Origin of the sequence: Micromonospora sp. B11E3 (assembly GCF_039871625.1) — a bacterium.
In the GTDB taxonomy this organism is placed as follows: domain Bacteria; phylum Actinomycetota; class Actinomycetes; order Mycobacteriales; family Micromonosporaceae; genus Micromonospora.
Genome location: NZ_JBDPMC010000022.1, coordinates 1 through 26620 on the forward strand (window position 1 = coordinate 1; position 26620 = coordinate 26620).

At 76.5% G+C, this 26620-nt stretch carries 5 protein-coding genes; all 5 read left to right on the top strand.

Annotated elements, in window-relative coordinates; genetic code table 11:
- Nucleotides 1–350: 350 nt before the first annotated feature.
- A complete protein-coding gene (locus tag ABGB16_RS14015) occupies nucleotides 351–1442 on the top strand; it encodes an acyltransferase domain-containing protein (protein WP_347668464.1) in 1092 nt (363 codons plus the stop codon).
- A complete protein-coding gene (locus ABGB16_RS14020; RefSeq protein WP_347668465.1) occupies nucleotides 1442–4666 on the top strand; it encodes an amino acid adenylation domain-containing protein in 3225 nt (1074 codons plus the stop codon). Before ABGB16_RS14015 ends, ABGB16_RS14020 begins: the two co-directional genes overlap by 1 nt.
- A gap of 168 nt (nucleotides 4667–4834) precedes the next feature.
- Entirely contained in the window at nucleotides 4835–18844 is a 14010-nt protein-coding gene (locus ABGB16_RS14025; protein ID WP_347668466.1) for an amino acid adenylation domain-containing protein, read from the top strand.
- Entirely contained in the window at nucleotides 18831–20045 is a 1215-nt protein-coding gene (locus ABGB16_RS14030) for an NAD(P)/FAD-dependent oxidoreductase (protein ID WP_347668467.1), read from the top strand. Before ABGB16_RS14025 ends, ABGB16_RS14030 begins: the two co-directional genes overlap by 14 nt.
- A 298-nt stretch (nucleotides 20046–20343) precedes the next feature.
- Nucleotides 20344–26514, top strand: a complete 6171-nt coding sequence (locus ABGB16_RS14035) for an amino acid adenylation domain-containing protein (RefSeq protein ID WP_347668468.1) — start codon at nucleotides 20344–20346, stop codon at nucleotides 26512–26514.
- The last annotated feature ends 106 nt before the right edge of the window (nucleotides 26515–26620 follow it).

The following is a 26620-nucleotide window of genomic DNA, read 5'->3' on the forward strand; positions in this document are numbered from 1 at the left end:
GTACACCCGACACCTGTACGCCGTCCGCACAAAACCAGTCATACCAGAAAGGACAGTCATGGCTGACGGCACGTCCGCCATTCCTCCCCGCCCTGAAGGGCGGGGCATCCTGGCGGTGATCCGGTGAACGACCCGGCCGCCGCCCCCGGTCGGGCCCGTCGGCCGGGTAGCCGTTCGGGCACCGCCGCCGGGTCGGGCCGGGAGGTGCCCGGGCGGAGTCTCCGTCCGAGGGCGGTCGCGCCGGGACCCGGTTGGCAACGTGATCGAGGCAGGGCGACCGGCCGGCCGGCGCCGCCACCGGCGCGACCCGCCGGCCGGCGCCGCGCCGGGCACGGCGGAGAGGGGACCCGATGACGCAGACGCCGCGGACCGCCGTCCGGCCCGCCAGCCCTCGCGCCGTCACCAGCGGCGCGGGACGGAGCCGTCTGGTGTTCCTGCTGCCCGGACGGGCCGCCGCCCGGCCCGGGATGGGCCGCGCCGCGTACCACGCCGAACCGGTGGTGCGGGCCGAGGTCGACGCCGCCCTCGCCGCCCTCGCCGCCCTGGACGGCCCGCTCGCCGACGGCACCCGCGAGGTGCTGCTCGGCCCCGCGACCGGGGACGTCCCCGCCGGGCTCGCCGACCCCGCGCTGTTCGTCCTCGAGTACGCGCTGACCCGGCTGCTCGCCGACCGCGGCCTGACCCCCGACGCGGTCCTCGGGTACGGCGTCGGGGAGGTCACCGCCGCCTGCGTGGCCGGGGTGCTCGACCCGGCCGACGCGCTGCGCCTGGTGGCCGCCCACGGCCGGCTGCACGCCGACCTGCCGCCCACCGCCACCCTCGCCGTCGGGCTGCCCTACGCCGACGTCGCCGCCCAGTTGGCCCCCGAGGTCCGCCTCGTCGCCCTCGACACGCCCGAGTCCTGCGTGGTCGCCGGGCCGGAGCCGGAGCTGCGGCGACTGGAGCGGACGCTCGCCCAGCTCTACGTGACCTGCCACCGGCCGGCGGCGCCCGTCGCGGCGCACCCGGACCAGGTGACCCCCCGGCTCGGCGAGGTGGCCGCCGCCCTGGCCGGCGCCGCCCTGCGAGCGCCGGCGATCCGCTGGCTGAGCACGGTCAGCGGCCGGCCGGTCAGCGCCGACGAGGCCGGGGACCCCGACCACTGGCTGCGACAGCTGCGCCAGCCGGTGCGGTTCGCCGAGGCGGCCCGGCAGCTCGCCGGCGACGACCGGCTGGTGGAGGTGGGGCCGGGGGACACGCTCGCCGCCCTGCTCCGGCAGACCACCCCCGGCGTACCGGTGCTGCCCGCCCTGCCCGACGGCCCCGACGGCGACGGCCCGGCCACCGTGCTCGCCGCCCTGCCCGACGGCCACGACGCCCCGGCCGCCGCGCCGGGCCGGGACCGACCTGACCCGACGAACGACACGCGAGCCGGCACGCCCCGGCCCGGGAGGAGCGACTGATGGAGCACGAGGGCATCGAGGACGTCTACGAGCTGTCCCCGATCCAGGAAGGGCTGCTGTTCCACAACCTGTACTCGCCGGGCAGCGGCATCTACCTGGAGCAGGTCACCATGCGGATGCGCGGCCCGCTCGACGTGGCCGCGTACCAGCGGGCGTGGCAGACCATCGTGGACCGGCACGCGGTGCTGCGCACCAGCTTCCACTGGGAGGGCGTCGACAAGGCGCTGCAGGTGGTACGCCGGGACGTGCCGTTCCCCATCGAGGTGCTGGACTGGCGCGACGCCGACCCGGACGCGCAGCGCGAGCGGTACGACGCGTTCGCCCTCGACGACCGGATGACCGGCTTCGACTACGCGGTCGCCCCGCTGATGCGCGGCAAGCTGATCCGCTTCGCCGACGAGGAGTGGGAGTTCTTCTGGAGCTTCTCCCACCTGCTGATGGACGGCTGGTCGTTCGGGCTGGCGTTCGCCGAGCTGACCGCCCTGTACAACGCGTACGCCACGGGCGGCAGCGCGGACCTGCAGCCGGCCCGGCCGTACCGGGCGTACCTGTCCTGGTGGGCCCGGCAGGACCGGTCGGCGACCGAGGACTTCTGGCGGGGGTACCTGGCCGGCCACACCTCGCCGGACGCCCTGGAGCTCGGCCCCGCGCCGGCCGAGCCGCTGCCCGCCGGCGAGCCCACCCACGCCGTCCTGCCCACCCCGGAGCTGCTGGAGCAGATCCCGGCGCTGACCGCGTTCGGCCGCGAGCACGGGCTGACCCTGAACACCCTCATGCAGGGCGCCTGGATGATCGTGCTGAGCCGGCACCTCGGCCGCGAGGACGTCGTCGCCGGCTCCACCGGCACCCAGCGGCCCGCCACGCTGACCGGCGCCGAGCGGATCATGGGGCCGATGCTGGCCACCACGCCGGTGCGCGCCCGGGTCCGCGACGACGCCCACCTGATCGACTGGCTGCGCGAGCTGCAGAACGACATGGCCCAGGCCCGCGAGCACGCCGACATCTCCCTGACCGACCTGCGCGGGCTGGCCGACCTGCCGGGCAACCGGCCGCTGTTCGAGCTGGACCTGGCCTTCGAGAACGTGCCGGTGCCGGAGATGGCGCTGCACGAGGTGGAGCTGGTCGAGTCCACCTACGACGGCCGCCCGCACTTCCCGATCACGATGATCGTGATGCCGGGCGAGGCGATGCCGGTGCCCCGGATGGTGTACGACCAGACCCGGTTCACCGAGTCCGCCGTGCGCCGGCTGGTCGACCAGTTCTCCGCCACGCTGACCAACATGACCCTGTACCCCGGCCTGCGGCTGGGTGACATGGACATCATGCCCACCGAGCAGTGGCGGGAGGTGCTGCTGGAGTGGAACTCCACCGAGCCGCAGCCCGTCGCGGCCCTGCCCGAGCTGTTCGCCCGCGCGGCGTCCGCCGCCCCGGACGCCCCCGCGCTCACCTACGCCGGACAGACGCTCAGCTACGCCGAGCTGGCCGCGCGCGCCAACCGGCTCGCCCAGCACCTGCGCGCGGTCGGCGTACGGCCCGGCGACCGGGTCGGCCTGTGCCTGCAGCGGTCCCTCGACACCGTCGTCGGGGTGCTCGGCGTGCTCACCGCCGGGGCCGCGTACGTGCCGCTGGACCTGGGGCACCCGGCCGAGCGGATGCGCTGGATCCTCGCCGACGCCGACGTCACCGCCCTGGTCACCCACGACGCGGTCGGCGACGCCGCGCCCGGGTTCGCCGCCACCGTGGTCAACCTCGACACCGACGCCGAGGCGATCGCCGCCCGGCCGGCCGAGCCGCCGGCCGACGGCCCCGGCCCGGACGACGTGGCCTACCTGATCTACACCTCCGGCTCCACCGGCCACCCCAAGGGCGTGCTGGTCAGCCACGCGAACGTGGCCCGCCTCGTCGCCGGGGCGGCCACCCTCATGGAGCTGTCCGCCGACGACGCGTGGAGCATGGTCCACTCGTACGCCTTCGACGTGTCCGTGTTCGAGATGTGGGGCGCGTTCTCCACCGGCGCCCGGCTGCTGGTCGTGCCGCACGAGACGATCCGCGACCCGGAGGCGCTGCTGGCGCTGCTCGGTGCCGAGCGGGTCACCGTGTTCAGCCAGACCCCGTCGGCGTTCCGCCAGTTCATGGCGCCGGCGCTGACCGACGGCGCGGCCCGGCTGCCGCTGCGCTACGTCATCTTCGCCGGCGAGTACCTGGACACCCCGGTGCTGGGCCCCTGGTTCGACCGGTACGGCGACGCCCAGCCCCGGCTGGTCAACATGTACGGCATCACCGAGACCACGGTGCACTCGACGTACCGGGAGATCACCCGCGCCGACGTCGGCGGCCCGGTCCGCAGCAACGTCGGCCGGCCCCTGCCCGACCTGCGCATCTACCTGCTCGACGAGCGGGGCATGCCGGTGCCGCCGGGGGTGCGGGGCGAGATCTACGTCGCGGGCGCCGGGGTCACCCTCGGCTACCGCAACCTGCCCGAGCTGACCGCCCAGCGCTTCCTGCCCGACCTGTACGCCGGCGAGGGCGAGCAGCGGATGTACCGCTCCGGCGACCTCGCCCGGTGGACCGACGACGGGGAGTTGGAGTTCCTCGGCCGCGCCGACCAGCAGGTGAAGATCCGCGGCTTCCGGGTCGAGCCGGGCGAGGTCGAGGCGGTGCTGCGGGAGCGGCCGGAGATCGCCGATGCGGTGGTGCTGCCCCGGGAGATCGCCGGGGACACCCGACTGGTGGCGTACCTGGTGCCGGCCGACGGCGCGACGGTGCGCGACGCCGACGTGACCGCCGGCCTGCGCGCGGTGCTGCCGGAGTACATGGTCCCCGCCCACTTGGTCACCCTGGACCGGTTCCCGCTCACCCCGAACGGCAAGACGGACCGGGCCGCCCTGCCCGGCTTCGACGGGGCCCGGCCCGACCTGGACCGGGAGTACGTCGCCCCGCGTACCCCCACAGAGGAGGCCGTCGCGGCGGCCTGGCGGGAGATGCTCGGCGTGGAGAAGGCCGGCGCGTACGACGACTTCTTCGCCCTCGGCGGGCACTCGCTGCTGGCCACCCGGGTGGCGTTCAAGCTGCGCGGCACGCTCGGCGTGGAGGTGCCCGTCCGCGCGATCTTCGACCACCCGGTGCTGGAGCGGCTGGCGGGCGCGATCGACGAGCTGGCCAGCCGCCCCGCCGCCGCCCCGCCGGTGATCGCCCGCCAGGCGCGGGTGGCGCAGCGGGTCTGAATCCGTCGTCGGCCCGCCGGGTTTCCCTGCCCCGGCGGGCCGCGGCCGCCGCCCCGCTCCACCCCCGCCCGCATCGCATCGTTTCGTGCCACCGCAGAGGAGTTCGCGCGTGAGCGCGAGGAGTGAGCCGGTTCTGCGAGCCCCGCAGCCGCGAACTAAGGAGCCACAGTGAGCGTCGATGACAACCCGGTCCGCACCCGGGAGGCGTACCTGCTGCCGACCTCGTACGGGCAGCGCCGGCTCTGGTTCCTCGACATGCTCGAACCGGCCAGCGCCACCTCGTACACCGAGCACGGCGCGTTGCGGATCTCCGGCGAGCTGGACGTCGCGGCCCTGCGCGCCGCCGTCGCCGCGATGGTGCGCCGGCACGAGACGCTGCGCACCGGCCTGGTGCTGGTCGACGGCGAGCCCGTGCAGGCCGTCGCCACCGAGCTGACGGTGCCGGTGCAGGAGGTCGACGCCACCGGCCGGGTTCCGGCCGGCGCGGACACCGACGCGGTGCACGCCGAGCTGGCCGACGACATCAGGGAGCTGCTGCGTCGGCCGTTCGACCTGACGTCGCCGCCGCTGTTCCGGGTGGTGCTGTACCGCCTCGGCCCGGACGACCACGTGCTCGTCGTCGCGTTCCACCACGCCGTCTACGACCAGTGGTCCGGCGCGGTGTTCGTCCGGGAGCTGCTGGCCTGCTACGACGCCGCGGTGGCCGGGGTCGAGGCGACGCTGCCCGAGCTGCCCGTGCAGTACGGCGACTTCGCCGCCTGGCAGCGGGAGTGGGTCGGCGGCGAGGAGGAGTCCGGCCAGCTCGCGTACTGGGAGCGGCGGCTGGCGGGGCTGCCGCCGCTGGAGCTGCCCACCGACCGGCCCCGCCCGGCCGCGCAGACCTTCGAGGGCGCCACCGTCGACGCGGTGCTGCCCGCCGAGCTGGTCACCGCGCTGGACCGGCTGGGCCGCGAGCACCAGGCCACGCTGTTCATGACGGTGCTCACCGCGTTCTCCGCCGTGCTGGCCCGGCACTCCGGCCAGGACGACCTCGCCGTCGGCACCCCCGTCGCCGGGCGGCGCGCGCCGGAGCTGGAGCACCTGGTCGGCTTCTTCGTCAACAACCTCGTGCTGCGCGTCGACGCGAGCGCCGACCCCGGCTTCGCCGACCTGCTCGGCCGGGTCCGCGACACCTGCCTCGACGCGTACGCCAACGGCGACGTGCCGTTCGAGCGGGTCGTGGAGCGGCTGCGCCCCGACCGCGACCTGGCCCGCAGCCCACTGTTCTCGGTGATGTTCGTCTTCGGCAACGTGCCGCTGCCCGCCCTGCGGGCCACCGGCATCACCGCCGAGCTGTTCCGGGTGGACCCGGGCACCGCGAAGTTCGACCTGTTCGTCACCTGCGTGCCGCGCGCCGACGGCGCGCTGACCGTCACCGCCGAGCACAACGCCGCGCTGTTCGACCCGGCCACCGCCCGCCGGCTGCTGGACCACCTGCGGCTGGTGCTCGACGCGGCGGTCGCCGCCCCCGGCCGGCCGCTGTCGGAGCTGCCGCTGCTCGCCGACGCCGAACGCGACCAGCTCGTCGAGTGGGGCCGCGGCCCGACCCGGGAGGCGCCCGCCGACACCCTGCCCGCCCTGGTCGCCGCCCGGGCCGCCGCCGACCCGGGCCGCACCGCGGTCAGCGGCGCCTCCGGCCCGCTCAGCTACGCCGACCTGGTCGCCCGGGCGCAGCGGATCGCCGCCGCGCTGCACGCCGCCGGCGTACGCCCCGGGCAGCTCGTCGGCGTGGCCGTCGACCGGGACGCCGACCTGCCCGCCGCGCTGCTCGGTGTGCTCGGCGCCGGGGCCGCGTACCTGCCGATCGACGTCGCGCTGCCCGCCGAACGGGTCCGCTTCGTCCTCGCCGACTCCGGGGCCGCGCTGGTGCTCGCCGACGCGGCCACCGCCGACGCGCTGCCCGGCGACGTCGCGGTGCTGCGCGTCGACGGCGACCTGCCCGCCGCCGACGCGTGGCCGGCCAAGCCCGGCCCCGACGACCTCGCGTACGTCATCTACACCTCCGGCTCCACGGGCACCCCGAAGGGCGTCGCCGTGCCGCACCGGGCCCTGGGCAACCTGCTGGCCACGATGGCCGAGCGGCCCGGCCTCGGCCCGGAGACCGTGCTGTGCGCGGTCACCACGCTCTCGTTCGACATCGCCGCCCTGGAGCTGTTCGGCCCGCTGACCGTCGGCGGCCGGGTCGACGTGGTGCCCCGCGACGTCGCCGCCGACGGCCCGCGACTCGCCGCGCACCTCGCCGCCGCCGGGGCGACCGTCGTGCAGGCCACCCCGGCGACCTGGCGGCTGCTGCTGGCCGCCGGCTGGCGCCCCGGCCCCGACCTCGCCGTCTGGTGCGGCGGCGAGGCGTTCCCGCCGGACCTGGCCGGCGCCCTCGCCGCCACCGGCGCGCCCGTGTGGAACCTGTACGGGCCGACCGAGACGACGGTGTGGTCCACGGTGCACCGGGTCACCGGCGACGAGGACCCCGTGCCGCTGGGCGGTCCGGTGGCGAACACGGAGCTGCTGGTCGTCGACGGCGCGGGCCGGCGGTCCCCGATCGGCGTGCCGGGCGAGCTGTGGATCGGCGGCGCCGGGGTGGCGTCGGGGTACTGGCGCCGCGACGAGCTGACCGCGCAGCGGTTCGTGGCGCACCCGGAGGCGCCGGGCGCGCGGGTGTACCGCACCGGCGACGTGGTGCGCTGGCGGGCCGACGGCTCGCTGGAGTACCTGGGCCGGGCGGACTTCCAGGTGAAGGTGCGCGGACACCGCATCGAGCTGGGCGAGATCGAGTCGGTGCTGCGGGCGCACCCGCAGGTCCGCGACGCGGTGGTGGTCGTCCGCGAGGACACCCCCGGCGACCAGCGCCTCGTGGCGTACCACGTCGGCGACGCCGACCCCGACGAGCTGCGCGCCGCCTGCCGCGACCGGCTGCCCGAGTACATGGTGCCGGCCACGCTGGTGGAGCTGCCCGAGCTGCCGCTCACCGGCAACGGCAAGGTCGACCGGCGGGCCCTGCCCGCCCCCGACCCGGCCCGCCGCGCCGGCGCGTACGAGCCCCCGCGCGGGGAGGCCGAGGAGCGGCTGGCCGCCATCTTCGCCGACGTGCTGGGGCTGGACCGGGTCGGCCGCGACGACGACTTCTTCGCCCTCGGCGGGCACTCCCTGCTCGCCACCGGCCTGGTCGGCCGGATCGCCGCCGAGCTGGGCAGCGAGGTGCCGGTGCGGGCCGTGTTCGCCCAGCCCACCGTCGCCCGGCTCGCCGCCGTGCTGAACCTCGGCGGCCCGTCCGGCAGCCCGGAGCTGGCCGCCGCGCCGCGCCGGCCCGACCCCGACGGCCGGGTCCGGCTGCCCGCCTCGTTCCAGCAGCGCCGGGTCTGGTTCCTCGCCCAGTTCGAGCCGGACACCGCCGCCGCCTACCACCTGTACGGCGGGCTGCGGCTGCACGGCCGGCTCGACGCGGCCGCCCTGCGCGCCGCCGTCGACCTGGTGGTGCGCCGGCACGAGACGCTGCGCACCGGGTTCGCCGCCGTCGACGGCGAGCCCGAGCAGGTGATCCACCCGGCCGTGCCCACCCCGCTGTCCGAGGTGGACCTGACCAACGCCGGCGACCCGGACGCGGCCCTGGCCGGCCTGCTCCGCGACGCCGCCACCCGCCCGTTCGACCTGGCCGCCCCGCCGCTGCTGCGGGTCGTCCTGGCCACCCTCGGCGCCGACGACGCGGCGCTGCTGGTCACCCTGCACCACGCCGTCGGCGACCGGCTGGCCGTCGAGGCGCTGACCACCGAGCTGTCCGCCGCGTACGCCGCCCTGGCCGCCGGCGGCGAGCCGCAGCTGCCCGACCTGCCCGTCCAGTACGGCGACTACGCCGTCGCCCAGCAGCGCTGGGCCGACGGCCCGGCCGAGCGGCGGCAGCTCGACCACTGGCGCCGCCAGCTCGCCGACCTGCCGGTGCTGGACCTGCCGACCGACCGGCCCCGCCCGGCCGTGCAGACGTACCGGGGCGCCACCCGCACCGCCGAGCTGCCCGCCGACCTCGTGGCCCGCCTCGACGCCCTCGCGGCCGGCCGCGGCGGCACCCTGTTCATGGCCCTGCTCGCCGGGTACGCGCTCACCCTGTCCCGGTACGCCCGCACCGTCGACGTGCCGGTCGGCTCGCCGATCTCCGGCCGGTACCGCCCCGAGCTGGAGCCGCTGATCGGCTACTTCACCAACAACCTGGTGCTGCGCACCGACCTGGCCGGCGACCCCACCGTCGGCGAGCTGGTCGACCGGGTCCGCGACACCTGCCTCGACGCGTACGCCAACGCGGACGTGCCGTTCGAGCGGCTCGTCGAGCGGCTGCGCCCCGACCGGGACCTCGCGCACAGCCCGCTGTTCCAGGTCATGTTCATCGCCGCGCACCTGCCTGCGCCGTCGCTGCGCCTCGGCGACGTCGACGCCACGCCGCTGCGCGCCCCGGAGACCGCCGCCAAGTACGATCTCACGTTCACCGTCTTCCCCGCCGGCTCGGACACCGTGGCGCAGACGGTGGTCGCCGAGTACAACACCGACCTGTTCGACGCGGCCACCGTGGACCGGCTGCTCGCCCACTACCGGCTCGTCCTCGACGCGTTCGCCGCCGACGCCGACCGGCCGCTGTCCGCGCTGCCCGTGCTGCCCACCGAGGAACGGGCCCGGCTCAACCGGTGGGGCACCGGCGCCCGCCCGGCCGTGCCGGAGGCCAGCCTCGACGCGTACGTCACCGCCCGGTTCGCCGAGTTCGCCGAGCGGGTCGCCGTCGCCGACGAGGCCGGCTCCCTGACGTACGCCGAGCTCGACGCCCGGGCCTGGCAGCTCGCCCGGCACCTGCGCGCGGCCGGCGTGACCCGCGGCGACCGGGTGGCGCTGTTCGCCGAGCGCTGCTGCGACGTGCTCGTCGCGCTGCTCGGCGTGCTCCGCGCCGGGGCCGCGTACGTGCCGGTCGACGTGGACTTCCCCGCCGAGCGGGTGGCGTTCATCCTGGCCGACTCCGGCGCGTCCGTGGTGCTCACCCAGGCCGGCCTGGTCGACCTGCTGCCCGAGCTGCCCGAGGCGGTCACCGTCGTCCGGCTGGACGCCGACCGCGCCGCCGTCGCCGCCCACCCCGCCGAGCCGCTGCCCGAGCGCACCGGCCCGGACGACATCGCGTACCTGATCTACACCTCCGGCTCCACCGGCCGCCCCAAGGGCGTGGTGCTGCCGCACCGGCCGGTGGTGAACTTCCTGCTCACCATGGCCAACCGGCCCGGGATGCGGCCCGAGGCCGTGGTCGGCGCCGCCAACACCCTGTCCTGCGACATGCCGGTGCTCGACGTCTACCTGCCGCTGGTGGTCGGCGCGCGGATCGAGATGATCCCGCACGCCACCGTCGTCGACGGCGAGCGGCTGGCCGAGCGGCTGGCCCGCAGCGGCGTCACCTACCTCCAGGGCACCCCGACCACCTGGCGCCTGCTCCAGCAGGCCGGCTGGCGCCCGCCCGTCGGGTTCACCGCCCTGGCCGGCGCGGAGCGCGTCCCCGCCGACCTGGCGCACTGGCTGTACGGCGCCGGCGCGGACGTCTGGCACCTGTACGGGCCGACCGAGACCACGGTCTGGTCGACGGTGTACCGGGTCGTCGGCGGCGAGGACCCGCTGCCGCTGGGCGGCCCGGTGGCGAACACCGAGCTGCTCGTGGTGGACGCCGAGGGCCGGCGGGTGCCGATCGGGGTGCCCGGCGAGCTGTTGATCGGCGGCGCCGGGGTGGCGTCCGGGTACTGGGACCGGGAGGAGCTGACCGCGCAGCGGTTCGTGGCGCACCCGGAGGTGCCCGGCGCGCGGGTGTACCGCACCGGCGACGTGGTGCGCTGGCGGGCCGACGGCTGGCTGGAGTTCCTGGGCCGGGTGGACTTCCAGGTGAAGGTGCGCGGGCACCGCATCGAGCTCGGCGAGATCGAGTCGGTGCTGCGGGCCAACCCGCAGGTCCGCGACGCGGTGGTGGTCGTCCGCGAGGACAACCCCGGCGACCAGCGCCTCGTCGGCTACGCCGACCTGCACCACCCCGACGCCGTCGACCGGCCCGCCCTCGCGGGCGAGCTGCACGCCGCGTGCCGCGAACGGCTGCCCGACTACATGGTGCCCTCGGCCCTGGTGCTGCTCGACGCGCTGCCGCTGACCGCCAACCGCAACAAGGTCGACCGGGCGAAGCTGCCCGCCCCGGACGGCCTGCGGCCGGACATCGGCGCGTACGACGCCCCGCGCGGGGCGGCGGAGGAGCGGCTGGCCGCCATCTTCGCCGACGTGCTCGCGCTGGACCGGGTCGGCCGCGACGACGACTTCTTCGCCCTCGGCGGGCACTCCCTGCTCGCCACCCGGGTGGTGTCCCGCATCCGCGACGCCCTCGACGTGGACCTGCCGGTCCGGGCCGTCTTCGCCACCCCGACCGTCGCCGGCCTCGCCGCCGCCCTGCCCGCCGGCGACGGCACGACCGCGCCGGACGCCGGTGCCGGGGCGGCCGCGCCGGCCGCCGAGCCCGCCGCGCTGCCGCCGATCCCCGCGCAGTTCCGGATGCCGCAGGTCGGCGGCGACCTCGCCGGCCGGTACGTGCTGCCGGCGTCCTCCGGCCAGCGCCGGCTGTGGTTCCTCGCCCAGCTGGACCCGGCCGGCTCCGGGGCGTACACGGTGGACAGCGCCGTCCGGCTCACCGGAGCCCTCGACCCGGACGCGCTGCACGCCGCGCTGAACGCCGTGGTGGCCCGGCACGAGACGCTGCGCACCTCGTTCCACGAGGCCGACGGGGAACCGGTGCAGGTGGTCTCGCCCGCCGCCGTCGTGCCGCTGGAGCGGGTGGAGTTGACCGACCCCGGCGCGCTCGACGACACGCTCACCGAACTCTCCGGCGTCCCGTTCGACCTGCGGACCGCGCCGCTGCTGCGGGCCACCCTGGTCCGGCTCGCCGCCGACGAGCACGTCCTGCACCTGGCCCTGCACCACGCCATCTGCGACCGCTGGTCGGTGCAGATCCTGGCCCGCGACCTGGTCGCCGCGTACGCCGCGGTGACCGGCGCCGGCGGCGAGGCGCTGCCCGCGCTGGGCGTGCAGTACGGCGACTACGCCGCCTGGCAGCGGCAGTGGACGGCCAGCCCGCCCGCGGCGGCGCAGCTGGCGTACCGGCGGGACCGGCTGGCCGACCTGCCGGCCCTGGAACTGCCCACCGACCGGCCCCGCCCGGCGACCCGCGCCTGGCGCGGCGACCTGCGCTGGGACCGCATCCCCGCCGACGTCGTCCGCCGGGTCACCGAGGCCGGGCGGCGCCGCTCCGCCACCCTGTTCATGGTCGGGCTGGCCGCCTGCCAGCTGACGCTCGCCCGGTACAGCGGCCAGCGGGACTTCGCCGTCGGCTCGCCCGTCGCCGGCCGGCCCCGCACCGAGCTGGAACCGCTGGTCGGGTTCTTCGTCAACAACCTGGTGCTGCGCGCCGACCTCACCGGCGCGCCGACGGTCGGGGAGCTGCTGGACCGGGCGCGCGCCACCTGCCTGGACGCGTACGCCCACGCCGACGTCCCGTTCGACCAGCTCGTCGAGGAGCTGCGGCCGGTGCGCGACCGGGCGCAGACGCCGCTGTTCAACGTGCTGTTCGCGGTGCAGAACACCCCGGCCGCGGCCCGCGCCATGGGGACGGTCGAGGTCGCCCCGGTCGACCTGCGCCCCGGCACCGCCCAGTTCGACCTGTCGATCATGCTGGTGCCCGACCCGGACGGCGACCTGCGGCTGCGCGTCGAGTACGACGCCGAGCTGTTCGACGCCGCCACCGTGGACCGGATGGCCGCCCAGTTCCGGCTGGTCCTGGAGGAGCTGGCCGGCGACCCGGCCCGCCCGGTGGCCGACCTCGCCCCGCTCACCGCCGACGAGGAGCGGCTGCTGCTCGGCGAGTGGGTCGGGCAGGCCCCGCAGCCCGAGACCCCCGGGCTCACCGCCCGGTTCCGGGAGCAGGCCCGGCGCACCCCGGACGCGGTGGCCGCCGAGTGCGGCGCCGACCGGCTCACGTACGCGGAGCTGCTGGACCGGGCGAGCGGCCTGGCGGCGCGGCTGCGCGCGGCCGGGGTGACCCGCGGCGACCGGGTCGGCATCCACCTCGACCGCACCCTCGACCTGCTGGTGGCGGTGCTCGGCGTGCTGGAGGCCGGCGCCGCCTACGTGCCGCTGGACCCGAGCTGGCCGGCCGACCGGATGCGCTACGTCCTCGACGACGCGGGCGTGCGGGCGCTGGTCGCGGCGGGCCCCCTCGACGGCTTCACCGGCCCGGTCCTGACCCCGGCCGATGTCGCCGACGGGGCCGCGCCGGCCGACGCCGCCGAGCCGGCCGGGCCGGACGACGTGGCGTACCTGATCTACACCTCCGGCTCCACCGGCCGCCCCAAGGGCGTCATGGTCACCCACCGCAACGTGGTCCGCCTGGTCACCGGGTCGGCCACCCGGTTCCGGTTCACCCCGGACGACGTGTGGAGCATGTTCCACTCCGTCGCCTTCGACGTGTCGGTGTTCGAGATGTGGGGCGCGTGGCTCACCGGCGCCCGGGTCGTCGTCGTGCCGTACCTGGCCGGCCGGGAGCCGGCCGAGCTGCGGGCGCTGCTGGCCCGGCACCGGGTCACCGTGCTCAGCCAGACGCCCACCGCGTTCCGCCAGCTCGCCGCGGCCGACGCCGCCGCCGGGGACCGCCTCGAAGCGCTGCGCTACGTCGTCTTCGCCGGAGAGGCCCTCGACGTGCGGATCCTCGCCGGCTGGTTCGACCGGTACGGCGACGCCCGCCCCGAGCTGATCAACATGTACGGCACCACCGAGACCACCGTGCACGCCACGTTCCACGTCGTCCGCGCCGCCGAGCTGGCCGACCCGGGCCGGCACCTGGTCGGCCGGCCCCTGCCCGACCTGCGGATCGTGCTCCTCGACGCCGACCGGCGGCCGGTGCCGCTCGGCGCCCACGGCGAGGTCGCCATCGGCGGCCCCGGCGTGTCCCTCGGCTACTCCGGCCGCCCCGAGCTGACCGCCGAGCGCTTCGTCGCCAGCCCGTACGCCGGCCCCGGCGGGACGCTGTACCGCACCGGCGACCTGGGCCGCTGGCTGCCCGACGGCACCCTGGACTTCCTCGGCCGCACCGACGCCCAGGTGAAGATCCGCGGGTTCCGGGTCGAGCCGGGCGAGGTGGAGGCCGTGCTGCGGGAGCACCCCGACGTCGCCGACGTCGTGGTGGTGGCCCGGGCCGGCCGCGCCGACGACACCGAGCTGGCCGGGTACGTGGTGCCCCGCCCCGGCGCCACCCCCGCCCCCGCCGAGCTGCGCGCGCACGCCCGGCGGCTGCTGCCGGAGTACCTGGTGCCGGCCAGCCTCACCCTGCTCGACGCGCTGCCCCGCACCGCCAACGGCAAGCTCGACGTGCGGGCGCTGCCCCAGCCCCGGCACGGCGGCGACGCCGCCGGCCACGTCGCCCCCCGCGACGAGCTGGAACAGGCCGTCGCCGACATCTGGCGGCAGGTGCTCGAGGTCGACGCCGTCGGCGTGCACGACAACTTCTTCGACCTCGGCGGGCACTCCCTGCTGGCCACCCGGGCGATGAGCCGCACCCGCGCCGCCCTCGGCGTCGACGCCGGGGTGCGGGACCTGTTCGACCAGCCCACCGTCGCCGGCCTCGCCGAGCGGATCCGCCGCGAGCGGGACGGCCACGGATCGCTCCCCGAGTCGGACGACACGGCCCAGGCCGGGGCCGACGCGATCCCGGCGGTGCCCCGCGACGGCGGGCTGCTGCCGGCCGCCCCGGCGCAGCGCCGCCTCTGGCTGCTGCACCAGCTCGACCCGGACAGCGCCGGGGCGTACGTGATCGGCAGCGCCGTGCGGCTGCGCGGCCCGCTGGACGCCGACGCGCTGGCCGCCGCGTTCGCCGACGTGGTGGCCCGGCACGAGGCGCTGCGCACCAGCTTCGAGGTCGTCGACGGCGAGCCGGCGCAGCGGGTCCACCCCGAGCTGACCGTGCCGGTCGAGCGGGTCGACCTGGCCGGCGACGCGACGGCCGTCGCCGCGCTCACCCGGGACCGGCTCACCGCCCCGTTCGACCTGGCCACCGCGCCGCTGGTGCGGGCCACCCTGGTCCGGGTCGACGCCGACGAGCACCACCTGCTGCTGGCCCTGCACCACGCCGTCGGCGACCAATGGTCCACCCAGGTCGTCGTCCGCGACCTGGTGGCCGCGTACCGGGCCCGGGTCGCCGGCACCCCCGTCGACCCGCCGCCGCCGGCCGTCCAGTACGCCGACGTGGCGGCCTGGCAGCGGGACCGCCTCGCCGCCGGCGCGCACGACGAGGACCTGAGCTGGTGGACCGAGCAGCTGGCCGGGCTGCCCGTGCTGGACCTGCCCACCGACCGGGTCCGCCCGGCCACCCGGGGCCACCGGGGCGGCCAGCGGGAGGCGGAGGTGCCCGCCGCCGTGGTCGACCGGCTCACCGGCGTCGCGCGGCGGCACGACGCCACCGCGTTCATGGTCGCGCTGGCCGCGTACCAGCTGACGCTGTCCCGGTACGCCGGGCAGGCCGACTTCGGCGTCGCCGTGCCGGTGTCGGGGCGGGACCGGCCGGAGACCGAGAACGTCGTCGGGTTCTTCGCCAACACCCTGGTGCTGCGCGCCGACCTCGGCGGCCAGCCGGGCGTGGCCGAGCTGATCGGCCGGGTCCGGGAGACCTGCCTGGCCGCGTACGCCCGCGCCGACGTGCCGTTCGACGTGCTGCTCGAGCGGCTCGGCCTGACCCGGGACCTGTCCCGCACCCCCGTCGCGCAGGTCGGCTTCGCCCTGGTCGACCGGGTCGCCGCCGCCGACCGGGAGTTCGCCGGGGTGCGCGCCGAGCCGCTGCCGTTCGACCCGGGCACCGCCAAGACCGACCTGACCGTGACGGTGGTGCCCACCGACGCCGGCGGCTGGCGGCTGCTCGCCGAGTACGACGCCGACCTGTTCGCCCCGGCCACCGTGGACCGGACGCTGGTGCACCTGGCCATGCTGCTCGCCGAGATCGCCGACGACCCGGACCGGCCGGTGTCCGCCCTGCCGGACCTGCCCGCCGAGGAGGCCGCGCAGCTCGACGCGTGGGGCCGGGGCCCGGAGCGGGAGCTGCCCGACGCGACGTGGCCGGAGCTGTTCACCCGCCAGGTGGCCGCCACCCCGGACCGCCCGGCCGTCCTGTTCGGCGACGACACGGTGACGTACGCCGACCTGAACGCCCGCGCCAACCGGCTCGCCCACCGGCTGATCGAGCTCGGCGTCGCCGCCGACGCGCTGGTCGGGGTGCTCACCGAGCGCAGCGTCGAGATGGTCGTCGCGGTCCTGGCCGTGCTCAAGGCCGGCGGCGCGTACGTGCCGATCGACCCCGGCTACCCGGCCGACCGGGTCGCGTTCATGATCACCGACTCGGGGGCGAAGGTCCTGCTCACCCAGGCGGCCCTGACCGACCGGCTCACCGACGTCGACGCCACCGTCGTCACCCTCGACGACCCCGACCTTGCCGGCCTGCCCGCCACCGACCCGCCCCGCCGCAGCGGCCCGGACGACCTGGCGTACGTCATCTACACCTCCGGCTCCACCGGCACCCCGAAGGGCGTGGCCGTCGAGCACCGGTCGGTGACGAACCTGTGGCTGACCCGCTACCTCGCCGGGCTGCACGCCGGCAGCCGGGTGCTCCAGTTCGCCCCGTTCAGCTTCGACGTCTCCGTCCTGGAGATGGTGCTGTCGCTGCTGGGCGGCGTACCGCTGGTGGTGCCGCAGGCCGCGGACCTGGCCGGCGGGGTGGAGATCGTCAGCCTGATCAACCGGCAGCAGGTCACCTTCGCGTTCATGACGCCGTCGCTGCTGGCCCACCTGTCCCCGGAGCACGTGCCCACCCTGGAGCTGCTCGGCTCCGGCGGCGAGGACTGCCCGGCCGAGGTCGCCGAGCGGTGGGGCGGCCGCAAGCGTTTCCTCATCGGGTACGGCCCCACCGAGACCACCGTGTACGCCACGGTGACCGACGAGATCGTCGGCGGCGGGCACCCCCCGATCGGGCGGCCCGTGGTCAACACGGTGGTGCGGGTGCTCGACGAGCGGCTGCGGCCCCGGCCCATCGGCGCGCCCGGCGAGCTGTACATCGGCGGCCCCGGGCTGGCCCGCGGCTACCTGCACCGGCCCGAGCTGACCGAGGCGGCGTTCGCCCGGCACCCGGTGACCGGGGAGCGGCTGTACCGCACCGGCGACCTGGTCCGGTACCTGCCCGACGGGAACCTGGAGTTCCTCGGGCGCACCGACGACCAGGTCAAGCTGCGCGGCTTCCGCATCGAGCTGGGCGAGATCGCCGCCGCGCTGCGCGCCGCCCCCGGCGTCGCCGAGGCGGTCGCGGTGGTCCGCGAGGACCGCCCCGGCGACAAGCGCCTCGTCGGCTACGTCGTCCCCGCCGAGGGGGCCGGCGACGAGGACGAGCTGGTCCGCGTCGCCCGGGACGCGGTCGCCGAGCGGCTGCCGCACTACATGGTCCCGGCGGCCGTGGTGGCGCTGCCCGCCCTGCCGCTGACCCCCAACGCCAAGGTCGACCGCAAGGCGCTGCCCGCCCCGGCCGGCCCGGTCGGCGGCACCGGGTACGTCCCGCCGCGCACCCCGACCGAGCGGCGGCTGACCCGGCTGGTCGCCGAGGCGCTCGGCGTGGAGCGCGTCGGCCTCGACGACGACTTCTTCGCCATCGGCGGGCACTCCCTGCTCGCCGCCCGGCTGCACGCCACCATCCGCCGGTTGTGGGGCGTCGACCTGCCCGTCCGGGTGCTGTTCGAGCGGTCCCGCATCGGCGCCCTCGCCGACCTGCTCGACGAACAGGGCAGCGTGGACACCGCCGCCGCCGAGGCCGAGCACGCCGCCGCGCTGCGCGCCGACATCGTGCTGCCCGACGACGTCCGGCCGGTCGGCGAGGTACGCGTGGCCGACCGGCCCGGCACGGTGCTGCTCACCGGGGCCACCGGGTTCCTCGGGGCGTACCTGGCCCGGCAGCTCGCCGAGGCCGGCGCGACCGTGCTCTGCCTGGTGCGGGGCCGCGACGAGGCGGACGCCCAGCAGCGGCTGGAGGAGCAGCTGCGCCGCTACCGCTGCTGGCGTCCCGAGTGGGCCGACCGGTTCCGGGCGCTGCCCGGCGACCTGGCCTCGCCCCGGCTCGGCCTCGCCCCGGACCGCTTCGCCGCGCTGGCCCGCGAGGTCGACGAGATCTACCACTGCGGCGCGGTGGTGCACTTCCTGCGCCCGTACGCGATGCTGCGCGACGGCAACGTGGCCGGCACGATCGAGATCCTGCGGCTGGCCACCCTGGACCGGCCGCTGCCGGTCCACTACGTGTCCACCATGTCGGTCTTCGGCGGGCTCGCCCCGACCGGCGGCGACGGCCCCGCCGACGCCACCGGCCTGGTGCTGCGCGAGGACACCCTGCCGGACGCCCCGCCGCCGTCCACCGACACCGGCTACAACCACAGCAAGTGGGTGGCCGAGCAGCTGGTGAAGCTGGCCCGGGCCCGGGGCGTCCCGGTCGCCGTGTACCGGCCGGGCCGCATCGGCGGCGACAGCCGCACCGGCACGTGGCGCACCGACGACCTGGTCAGCCAGGTGATCCGGGCCTGCGTGCGCACCGGCCTGGTGCCCGACACCGGGCTGGCCACCGACCTCGTACCCGTCGACCACATCGCCGCGGTCATCACCGGCCTGGCCCGCCACCGCGACGCCCTCGGGCGCACCTTCCACTTCGCCCTCGACGAGAAGGTGCCCCTCGTACAGCTCGCCGATGCCCTCACCGACCGGGGCTGGCCGGTGCGCCGGGCGTCGCTCGACGAGTGGTACGCCGCCGTCGGCGAGGCCGCGCGCAGCGGCGACGACCTGCTCGGCCCGGTGCTGGCCATGTACGCGCCGCTGGCCGAGGGGCGGGTGACCGGCCCCGGCGAGCCGATCTTCGACGACCGGAACACCCGGGAGCTGCTCGGCGACGCGCTGCCGCCGCCCCGGGTGGACACCGCCCTGCTGGGCCGCTACCTCGACGCGCTGGTCGCCGACGGGTTCATCCCGGCTCCGCCCGACGGCGACACGGACCACCCCCAGGAAGGGAGCACCCATGCATCCGAGTAGGCCGATCATCGTCGCCGGGGCGGGGATCGGCGGCCTCACCGCCGCCCTCGCCCTCGCCCGCCACGGCCTGCCGGTCGAGGTGTACGAGCGGCGCACCGCCGAGGAGATCCGTACCGCCCCGGGCAGCGGCCTGACCCTGTGGAGCAACGCCTCCACCCCGCTGGGCTGGCTGGGCCTCGGCGACCGGCTGCTGGCCGCCGCCGAGCGGGTGGTGGAGATCCGCAACCACGACTCGCGGGGGCGGCTGCGGTTCAGCATGCGCACCCACCCGTACATCTGGCCGGACGCGCTGCCGTCGCTGTCGATCGGCCGGATGGACCTCGCGGCGATCCTGCTGGAGGCCTGCGCCGAGCGGGGCGTGCCGGTGCACCACGGCCGCCGGGTCACCGGCTACCGGAACGCCGGCGACGGCGTCGAGGTGCTGCTGGACGACGACACGGTGGCCGGGGCGGCGCTGGTCGGCGCCGACGGCGTCCGCTCCGCCGTGCTCACCCGGATGCGCGGCGAGGTGCCCGGCGTCTACCTGGGCCGGACCACGTACCGGGGGGTGTGCGCGGGCGCCCAGGGCCTCGTGCCCGAGGTGCCGCTGCTGTTCCACGACGAGGAGACCCGCGTCGGCGGCGGCGTCTACCCGATCGGCGGGGACCGGGCGGCGTGGACGCTGTCCTGGAAGGCGCCCGCCGGCGAGCGGGAGCAGCCGGGCCGGGAGCACGGGCACGCGGTGAAACTCGCCCGGGTGCTGCCGGCGGTGCTGCGCGACCGGGTGGCCCGCACCCCCGCCGAGGCGATCATCCGCACCGACATCTGGTACCACGAGTGGCACGAGGACTGGGGCGACGGCGTGGTCACCCTGCTCGGCGATGCCGCGCACGCGATGCCCAACGACCTCGGGCAGGGCGCCTGCCAGGCCGTGGAGGACGCGGTGGTGCTGGCCGACGCCCTCGCCGCCGGCGACCTGTCCCACCCCGACGGGGTCGCCGCCGCGCTGCGGGCGTACGAGCGCCGCCGGTACGACCGGGTCCGGTGGGTGCGCCAGCAGTCCGTCCAGGTCGCCACGGCCGCGGAGCCGCGTACGGCGCTGGCCCGCTGGGCGATGGGCAAGCTGACCCGCCTCTACCTCGCGATGGCCGAGAAGAAGATGTGGCAGCAGATGCAGCAACCGCCGGAACTGACCGCCCACCCCACCCCCGCCCGCTCCTGACGCGAGGGCCCCCTGTCGGACGGCAGGGGGCCTTTTCGCATCGCTGACGGGTGCCCGACCGGGTACCCCGGCGGGGGTGGGAGGTGCGGGCGGGCCGGGGAGTGCCCAGGCGGACGGCCCGTTGGAGGGCGGACCGGCAGCGCGGGCGTTGGCACGGTGGGGGAACCCCGCGAGATCACCACCGGTGCTCCGGCGCGACGCGCTCACCGTCGTCGAACTCGACGCACTCACCGTCGTCGAACTCGGCGCGGTGCCGGCGGGACCTCGCCGGCCCGACCGACTTCAGCCAGGAGCGCGCATGACCGACCGTGCCCTCGACGACGGCATCCAGGCGACCACCCTGCTCGACATCCTGCGGGACAACGCCGCGCGGGATCCCGGGGCGGTCGCCTTCGCGCATCTGACCTTCCCCGCCGGCACGGACACGTCCGACGGGCGCGGCGTCACGAGCGAGCTCACCCGCGCGGAGTACGACCGGCGCTCCGCCGCCCTCGCGGCCACCATCGCCCCGCACCTCGCCCCGGCCGGGCGGGTGCTGGTGCTGCTGGCCCCGGGCCTGGACTTCCTGGTCGGCCTCACCGGGGTGATGTACGCCGGCGCCGTCGCCGTCGCCTGCCCGCCGCCGGTGGACGGGGCGGGCGACCCGCGCACCGAGCGGGCCGTGCAGATCGCCGGTAACGCCGAGGTGACCGCCGTGGTGACCACCGCCGAGCTGGTCGACCGGCTCGGTGAGCTGCGCGAGCGGCTCGGCGCCGACGTGCCCTGGTTCGCCGTCGACCGGGTCGACGAGGCCGCCGCCGACGGCTGGACCCCGCCCGAGCTGACCGGCGACGACCTGGCGCTGCTGCAGTACACGTCCGGCTCCACCGGCGCGCCCAAGGGCGTCATGGTCAGCCACCGCAACCTGCTGCACCAGATCGCCCAGACGGTGGCCCTCGCCGGGCTGCCGGCCGGGGCGAACGTGGTCAGCTGGATCTCCCCGTACCACGCCCTCGGGGTGGCCGGGCACCTGCTGCTGGCCCAGTACCTCGGCGGTCGGGCGGTGTTCCTCACCCCGGAGGACTTCGTCGCCGACCCGCTGCGCTGGCTGCGCGCCATCTCCGACACCCCCGGCCCGATCTACGGCTGTGCCCCGAACTTCGCCTTCGAACGCTGCCTCGCCCAGGTGCCCGCCGAGCGGCGCACCGGCCTGGACCTCTCCGGCTGGCACACCACCTTCAACGCCGCCGAGCGGGTCCGGGCGGAGACCGTCCGCCGGTTCTGCGCCGAGTTCGCCCCGTACGGCTTCCGTCCCGAGACCATGTCGCCGGGCTTCGGCATGACCGAGGCGATGCTGTTCCTCACCGGCCGGCACGGCGACCCGGAGCCGCTGATCCTGCGCGTCGACGCCGCCGAGCTGGAGCAGGGCCGGGTGGTGGTCACCACCGACGGCGACGACCGCGCCCTCACCCTGGTCGGGGTCGGCCCGTACGGGCCGCACTGCGAGATCCTGGTGGTCGACCCGGCGACCCGCACCCCGGTCGACGACGACCGGGTCGGCGAGCTGTGGGTGCGCGGCGAGGTGGTCTGCCAGGGCTACTGGCAGCGCCCCGAGCTGTCGGCGGAGACCTTCGGCGCGCGGCTGGCCGACGGCACCGGCCCGTTCCTGCGTACGGGCGACCTGGGCTTCCGGCACGCCGGTGAGCTGGTGCTCTGCGGCCGGCTCAAGGAAATGATCATAATCCGGGGTCGCAACCTGTACCCGCAGGACGTCGAGATGACCTGCGAGCGGGTGCACCCGGCGCTCAAGGGCGCCCCGGCGGCGGCGTTCGCCGTCGACACCGACGGCGAGGAGCGGCTCGTCGTCGTGCAGTCCATCGCCGACACCGACGGGGTGGACCTCGACGACCTGGCCCGCCGGCTGCGCGCGGCGATCACCGGCGAGCACGAGGTCGAGGCGTACGAGGTGCTGCTCGTCGGCCCGGAGGGGGTCGCCAAGACCGTCAGCGGCAAGGTGCAGCGCGGCGCCTGCCGCGACCGGTACGTCGCCGGGGAGCTGAAGCCGCTGGCCACCGCCGGCCGCCCGGCGCCCGCCCCGGCCGGCCCGCAGCCCGCGGCCGCCCCGATGCGGGACATGCTGCTCGCCCTCGACGAGGCGCTGCGCGCCCCGGTGCTCGTCGCCGAGCTGCGCCGCCGCCTCGCCGGGATGCTCGGCACCACCGCCGACAAGGTGTCGCTGGACCTGCCGCTGGCCGGGCTCGGCCTGGAGTCGCTGCGCGCCATCGAGCTGCGCCGCGACCTGGAGCGCGACCTCGGCGTGGGCATCCCGATCGCCGAGTTCATGCGCGGCACGGTGGCCGGCCTCGCCGGCGTGGTCACCAGCCAGCTCGACGCCGCCCCGGGCGGCCGGGACATCGCCTGGCGGCCCGTCGTCGCCGACCCGCAGCACCGGCACGAGCCGTTCCCGCTCACCGAGCAGCAGCACGCCTACTTCGTCGGCCGCAGCGCCGGCTACGACCTCGGCGAGGTGTCCATCCACATCTACGTGGAGATCGACGCCGCCGACCTGGACGTGCCCCGGCTCGCCCGCGCCCTCAACCAGCTCGTCGCCCGGCAGGAGATGCTGCGCGCGGTGGTCCGCGCCGACGGCACCCAGCAGATCCTCCCCGCCGACCAGGTGCCCCCGGTGGAGATCGCCTTCGCCGACCTGTCCGACGTGGACCCGGCCGAGCGGGAGGCCCAGCTCGCCAAGACCCGCGACGAGCTGAGCCACCAGGTCCTGCCGATGGACCACTTCCCGATGTTCGAGGTGCGGGCCAGCCGGCTGCCCGGCGGCACCACCCGCGTCCACGTCAGCCTCGACCTGCTCGTCGCGGACGTGGCCAGCGTCCGGCTGTTCTTCCTCGAGTGGGGCGACCACTACGCCGACCCCAAGGCGCACCCCGACCCGCTGCCGGTGTCCTTCCGCGACTACGTGCTCGCCCTGGACCAGGTCACCGAGTCCGAGGCGTACCGGCGCTCCCGCGACTACTGGCTCGCCCGCATCGCGGACCTGCCGCCCGGCCCGGAGCTGCCGCTGGTGGCCGGCGCCGACGCCGACCGGCGCCGCCGGCGCCGCCGCTCGCGCCTGCTCGACGCCGACCGGTGGGCCCGGCTGCGGGCGCGCGCCGCCAAGCGCGGGGTCACCCCGTCGGTGGTGCAGCTCGCCGCGTTCTCCGAGGTGCTCGGCCGGTACAGCCGCACCGGCCGGTTCACGGTCAACGTGCCGCTGTTCAACCGGATGCCGCTGCACCCGCGTATCGACGACATCATCGGCGACTTCACCGCGGTCACCCTGCTGGAGATCGACGTCACCCCGCGCGACGGGCTCGGCGGGCTGGCCGAGCGCATCCAGCGCCAGCTCTGGCAGGACCTGGAGCACCGGTACTTCTCCGGGGTGGAGGTGATGCGCGAGCTGAGCCGCCAGCGCGGCGTGCCGCCGGGCACCTTCGCCACCGTCGTCTTCGCCAGCGCCCGGGAGCAGGGCCGGGACCAGGAGGGCGGGCAGGGCGCGCTCGGCTCCGCCTGGCTCGGCGAGACCGTCTCGGTGATCTCGCAGACCCCGCAGGTGCTCTTCGACCACCAGGTGTACGAGGACCACGGCGCGCTGTCGTACCACTGGGACGTGGTCGAGGACCTGTTCCCCGACGACATGCTCGACGACCTGTTCGCCGCGTACACCGAGCTGCTGGAGCGGCTCGCCGACGGCGACGAGGCGTGGACGCCCGGCGCGCTGGAGCCGCTGCCGGCCGCGCAGCGGGAGCTGATCGCCGCCGCGAACGCCGACACCACCGAGATCCCCCACGAGCTGCTGTTCACCGCGATCGGCCGGCGGGCCGCCGCCGACCCGGAGCGCACCGCCGTGGTCGCCGCCGACGCCACCCTGACGTACGGGCAGCTGTGGCGGCGGGCCACCGCGCTGGGCTCGGCGCTGCGCGCCGACGGCGTACGCCCCAACCAGCTCGTGGCGGTGGCCGCCGACAAGAGCGCCGCGCAGATCGTCGGCGCGCTCGCCGTGCAACTGGCCGGCGCGGCGTACCTGCCGATCGACCCGGACCTGCCGCCCGCCCGTCAGGACCACCAGCTGCGCCGCGCCGAGGTCGGCGTCGTGCTAGTCCGCGCCGGCGGCCCGAACCGGGACGACTGGCCCGAGGGCGTACGGGTGGTGCCGGTCGACGCCGCCGCCGACCCCGACGGCGACGTGGCGCCCCTGGAGCCCGCGCAGCGGCCGGAGGACCTGGCGTACGTGCTGTTCACCTCCGGCTCCACCGGCACCCCGAAGGGTGTCATGCTGTCCCACCGGGCCACCCTCACCACGATCGCCCAGGTCCGCGAGCGCTGCGCGGTCGGCCCGGACGACGTCGCCCTCGGCCTGTCCGCGCTCAGCTTCGACCTGTCGGTGTGGGACGTGTTCGGCGTGCTCGGCGCCGGGGCCACCCTCGTGCTGCCCGAGCCGGGCGCCACCCGCGACCCGGCCCGCTGGCTGGAGCTGATGGCGGCCCACCGGGTCACCACCTGGAACTCGGTGCCGGCGCTGGCCCAGATGCTCGTCGAGCAGGCCGAGCCGGACGGCGGCCACCCGGGGCTGGCCGGGCTGCGGCTGATGTGGCTCTCCGGCGACTGGATCCCGGTGACCCTGCCCGAGCGGGTCCGCGCGCTCGCCCCCGACGTGCGGTTCGTCGCCTCCGGCGGCCCCACCGAGACCGCCATCTGGTGCGTCGCGTACGACGTGGACGCCGTCGACCCGACCTGGGAGTCCATCCCGTACGGCCGGCCGCTGGCCAACCACCGCATCCACGTGCTCAACGACCGCATGCAGCCCTGCCCGGTCGGCGTGCCGGGCGAGATGTACATCGGCGGCGACGGCGTCGCCGACGGGTACTGGCGGGACCCGGAGCTGACCGCCGCCTCCTTCGTCACCCACCCGGAGACGGGGGAGCGGCTGTACCGCTCCGGCGACCTGGGCCGCTGGCTGCCCGACGGGAACCTGCAGATCCTCGGCCGCGACGACTTCCAGGTGAAGATCGGCGGCTTCCGGATCGAGCTGGGCGAGGTCGAGGCAACCCTGGGCCGGCACCCGGAGGTCCGGGAGGCCGCCGTGCTGGCCGCCGGCCCGGACCGGCAGCGCCGCCGCCTGGTCGCCTTCGTGGTGCCCGAGGCGGGCGCGGCCGCCGGCTCCGGCGCGCCGGGTGCGGCCGGCCCCGCCGGCACCGACCTGGACCCGAAGGTGGCCGAGAAGAAGGCGCTCGGCGACGTGGAGGCCGACCCGGTGCGCCGGGCGGAGTTCACCCTGGCCCGCCGGGGCCTGCGCACCGACCTCGCGGGCACCCCGGTCGACCTGCCGGCCACCCTCGACGACGCCGAGGCCGACGCGCTGTGGGCGCGCCGGGCCAGCCGGCGGACCTTCGCCGACCGGCCGGTGCCGCTGGCCGACCTGGCCCGGCTGCTGGAGTGCCTGCGCAGCCGCGACGGCGACGTGCTGCCCAAGTACCGGTACGCCTCGGCCGGCGCGCTCTACCCCGTGCAGACGTACGTGCACGTGCGGCCCGGCCGGGTCGAGGGCCTGGCCGGCGGCGGCTACTACCACGACCCGGTGGCCCACCGGCTGGTCCCGGTACGCCCCGACGCCGAGCTGGACCGGGCGGTGCACGTCTCCACCAACCAGCCGACCTTCGAGGGCAGCGCGTTCGGCATCTTCCTCGTCGCCCGGATGTCGGCGATCGAGCCCCTCTACGGCACCCGGGCGCTGCACTTCAGCCTCCTGGAGGCCGGCGAGATGAGCCAGCTGCTCGACGAGACGGCGCCCGGGCTCCAGCTCGGCCTGTGCCAGCTCGGCCTGATCGCCGACGAGGAGCCCGTACGCGACCTGCTCGCCCTGGCCCCCGACGACCGGCTGCTGCACGCCCTGCTCGGCGGCGTCCTCGACCCGACGCCCCGGGCGGCCGGCGGCGCCCCGCTGGCCGAGCGGCTGCGCGCCCACGCCGCGGCGGCCCTGCCGCACTACATGGTCCCGGCCAGCGTGGTCACCCTGGACCGGCTGCCCTTGACCGCCCGCGGCAAGGTCGACCGGGCCGCCCTGGAGAAGCTCGCCGACGCCGCCGAGGCGGGCCGTGACCGGGCCGCCGCGTACGCCGCGCCGGCGTCCGACGTGGAGCGCACCGCCACCGAGGTGTTCCAGCGGGTCCTCGGTGTCGACCGGATCGGCGTCGACGACCGGTTCTTCGACCTCGGCGCCGACTCGGTGACGATCGTGAAGATCTACCGCGAGCTGTGCGCCGCGCTGGAGCGCACGTTCCCGCTGATGCACATGTTCGAGCACCCGACGATCCGGCAGCTCGCCGCCGGCCTGGACGGCGGCGGAAGCGAGGACGACGCGGTCGACGAGGCGTTCCGCCGGGCCGCCGCCCGCCGTGGCCGCCGCGCGGGCCGCGACACGGAGGTCAACCGGTGAGCGCGAGGAGTGCAGCGAAGCGGAGCCCCGCAGTCGCGAACGAAAGGCGGACATCCGTGAGCGCGAGGAGTGCAGCGAAGCGGAGCCCCGCAGTCGCGAACGAAAG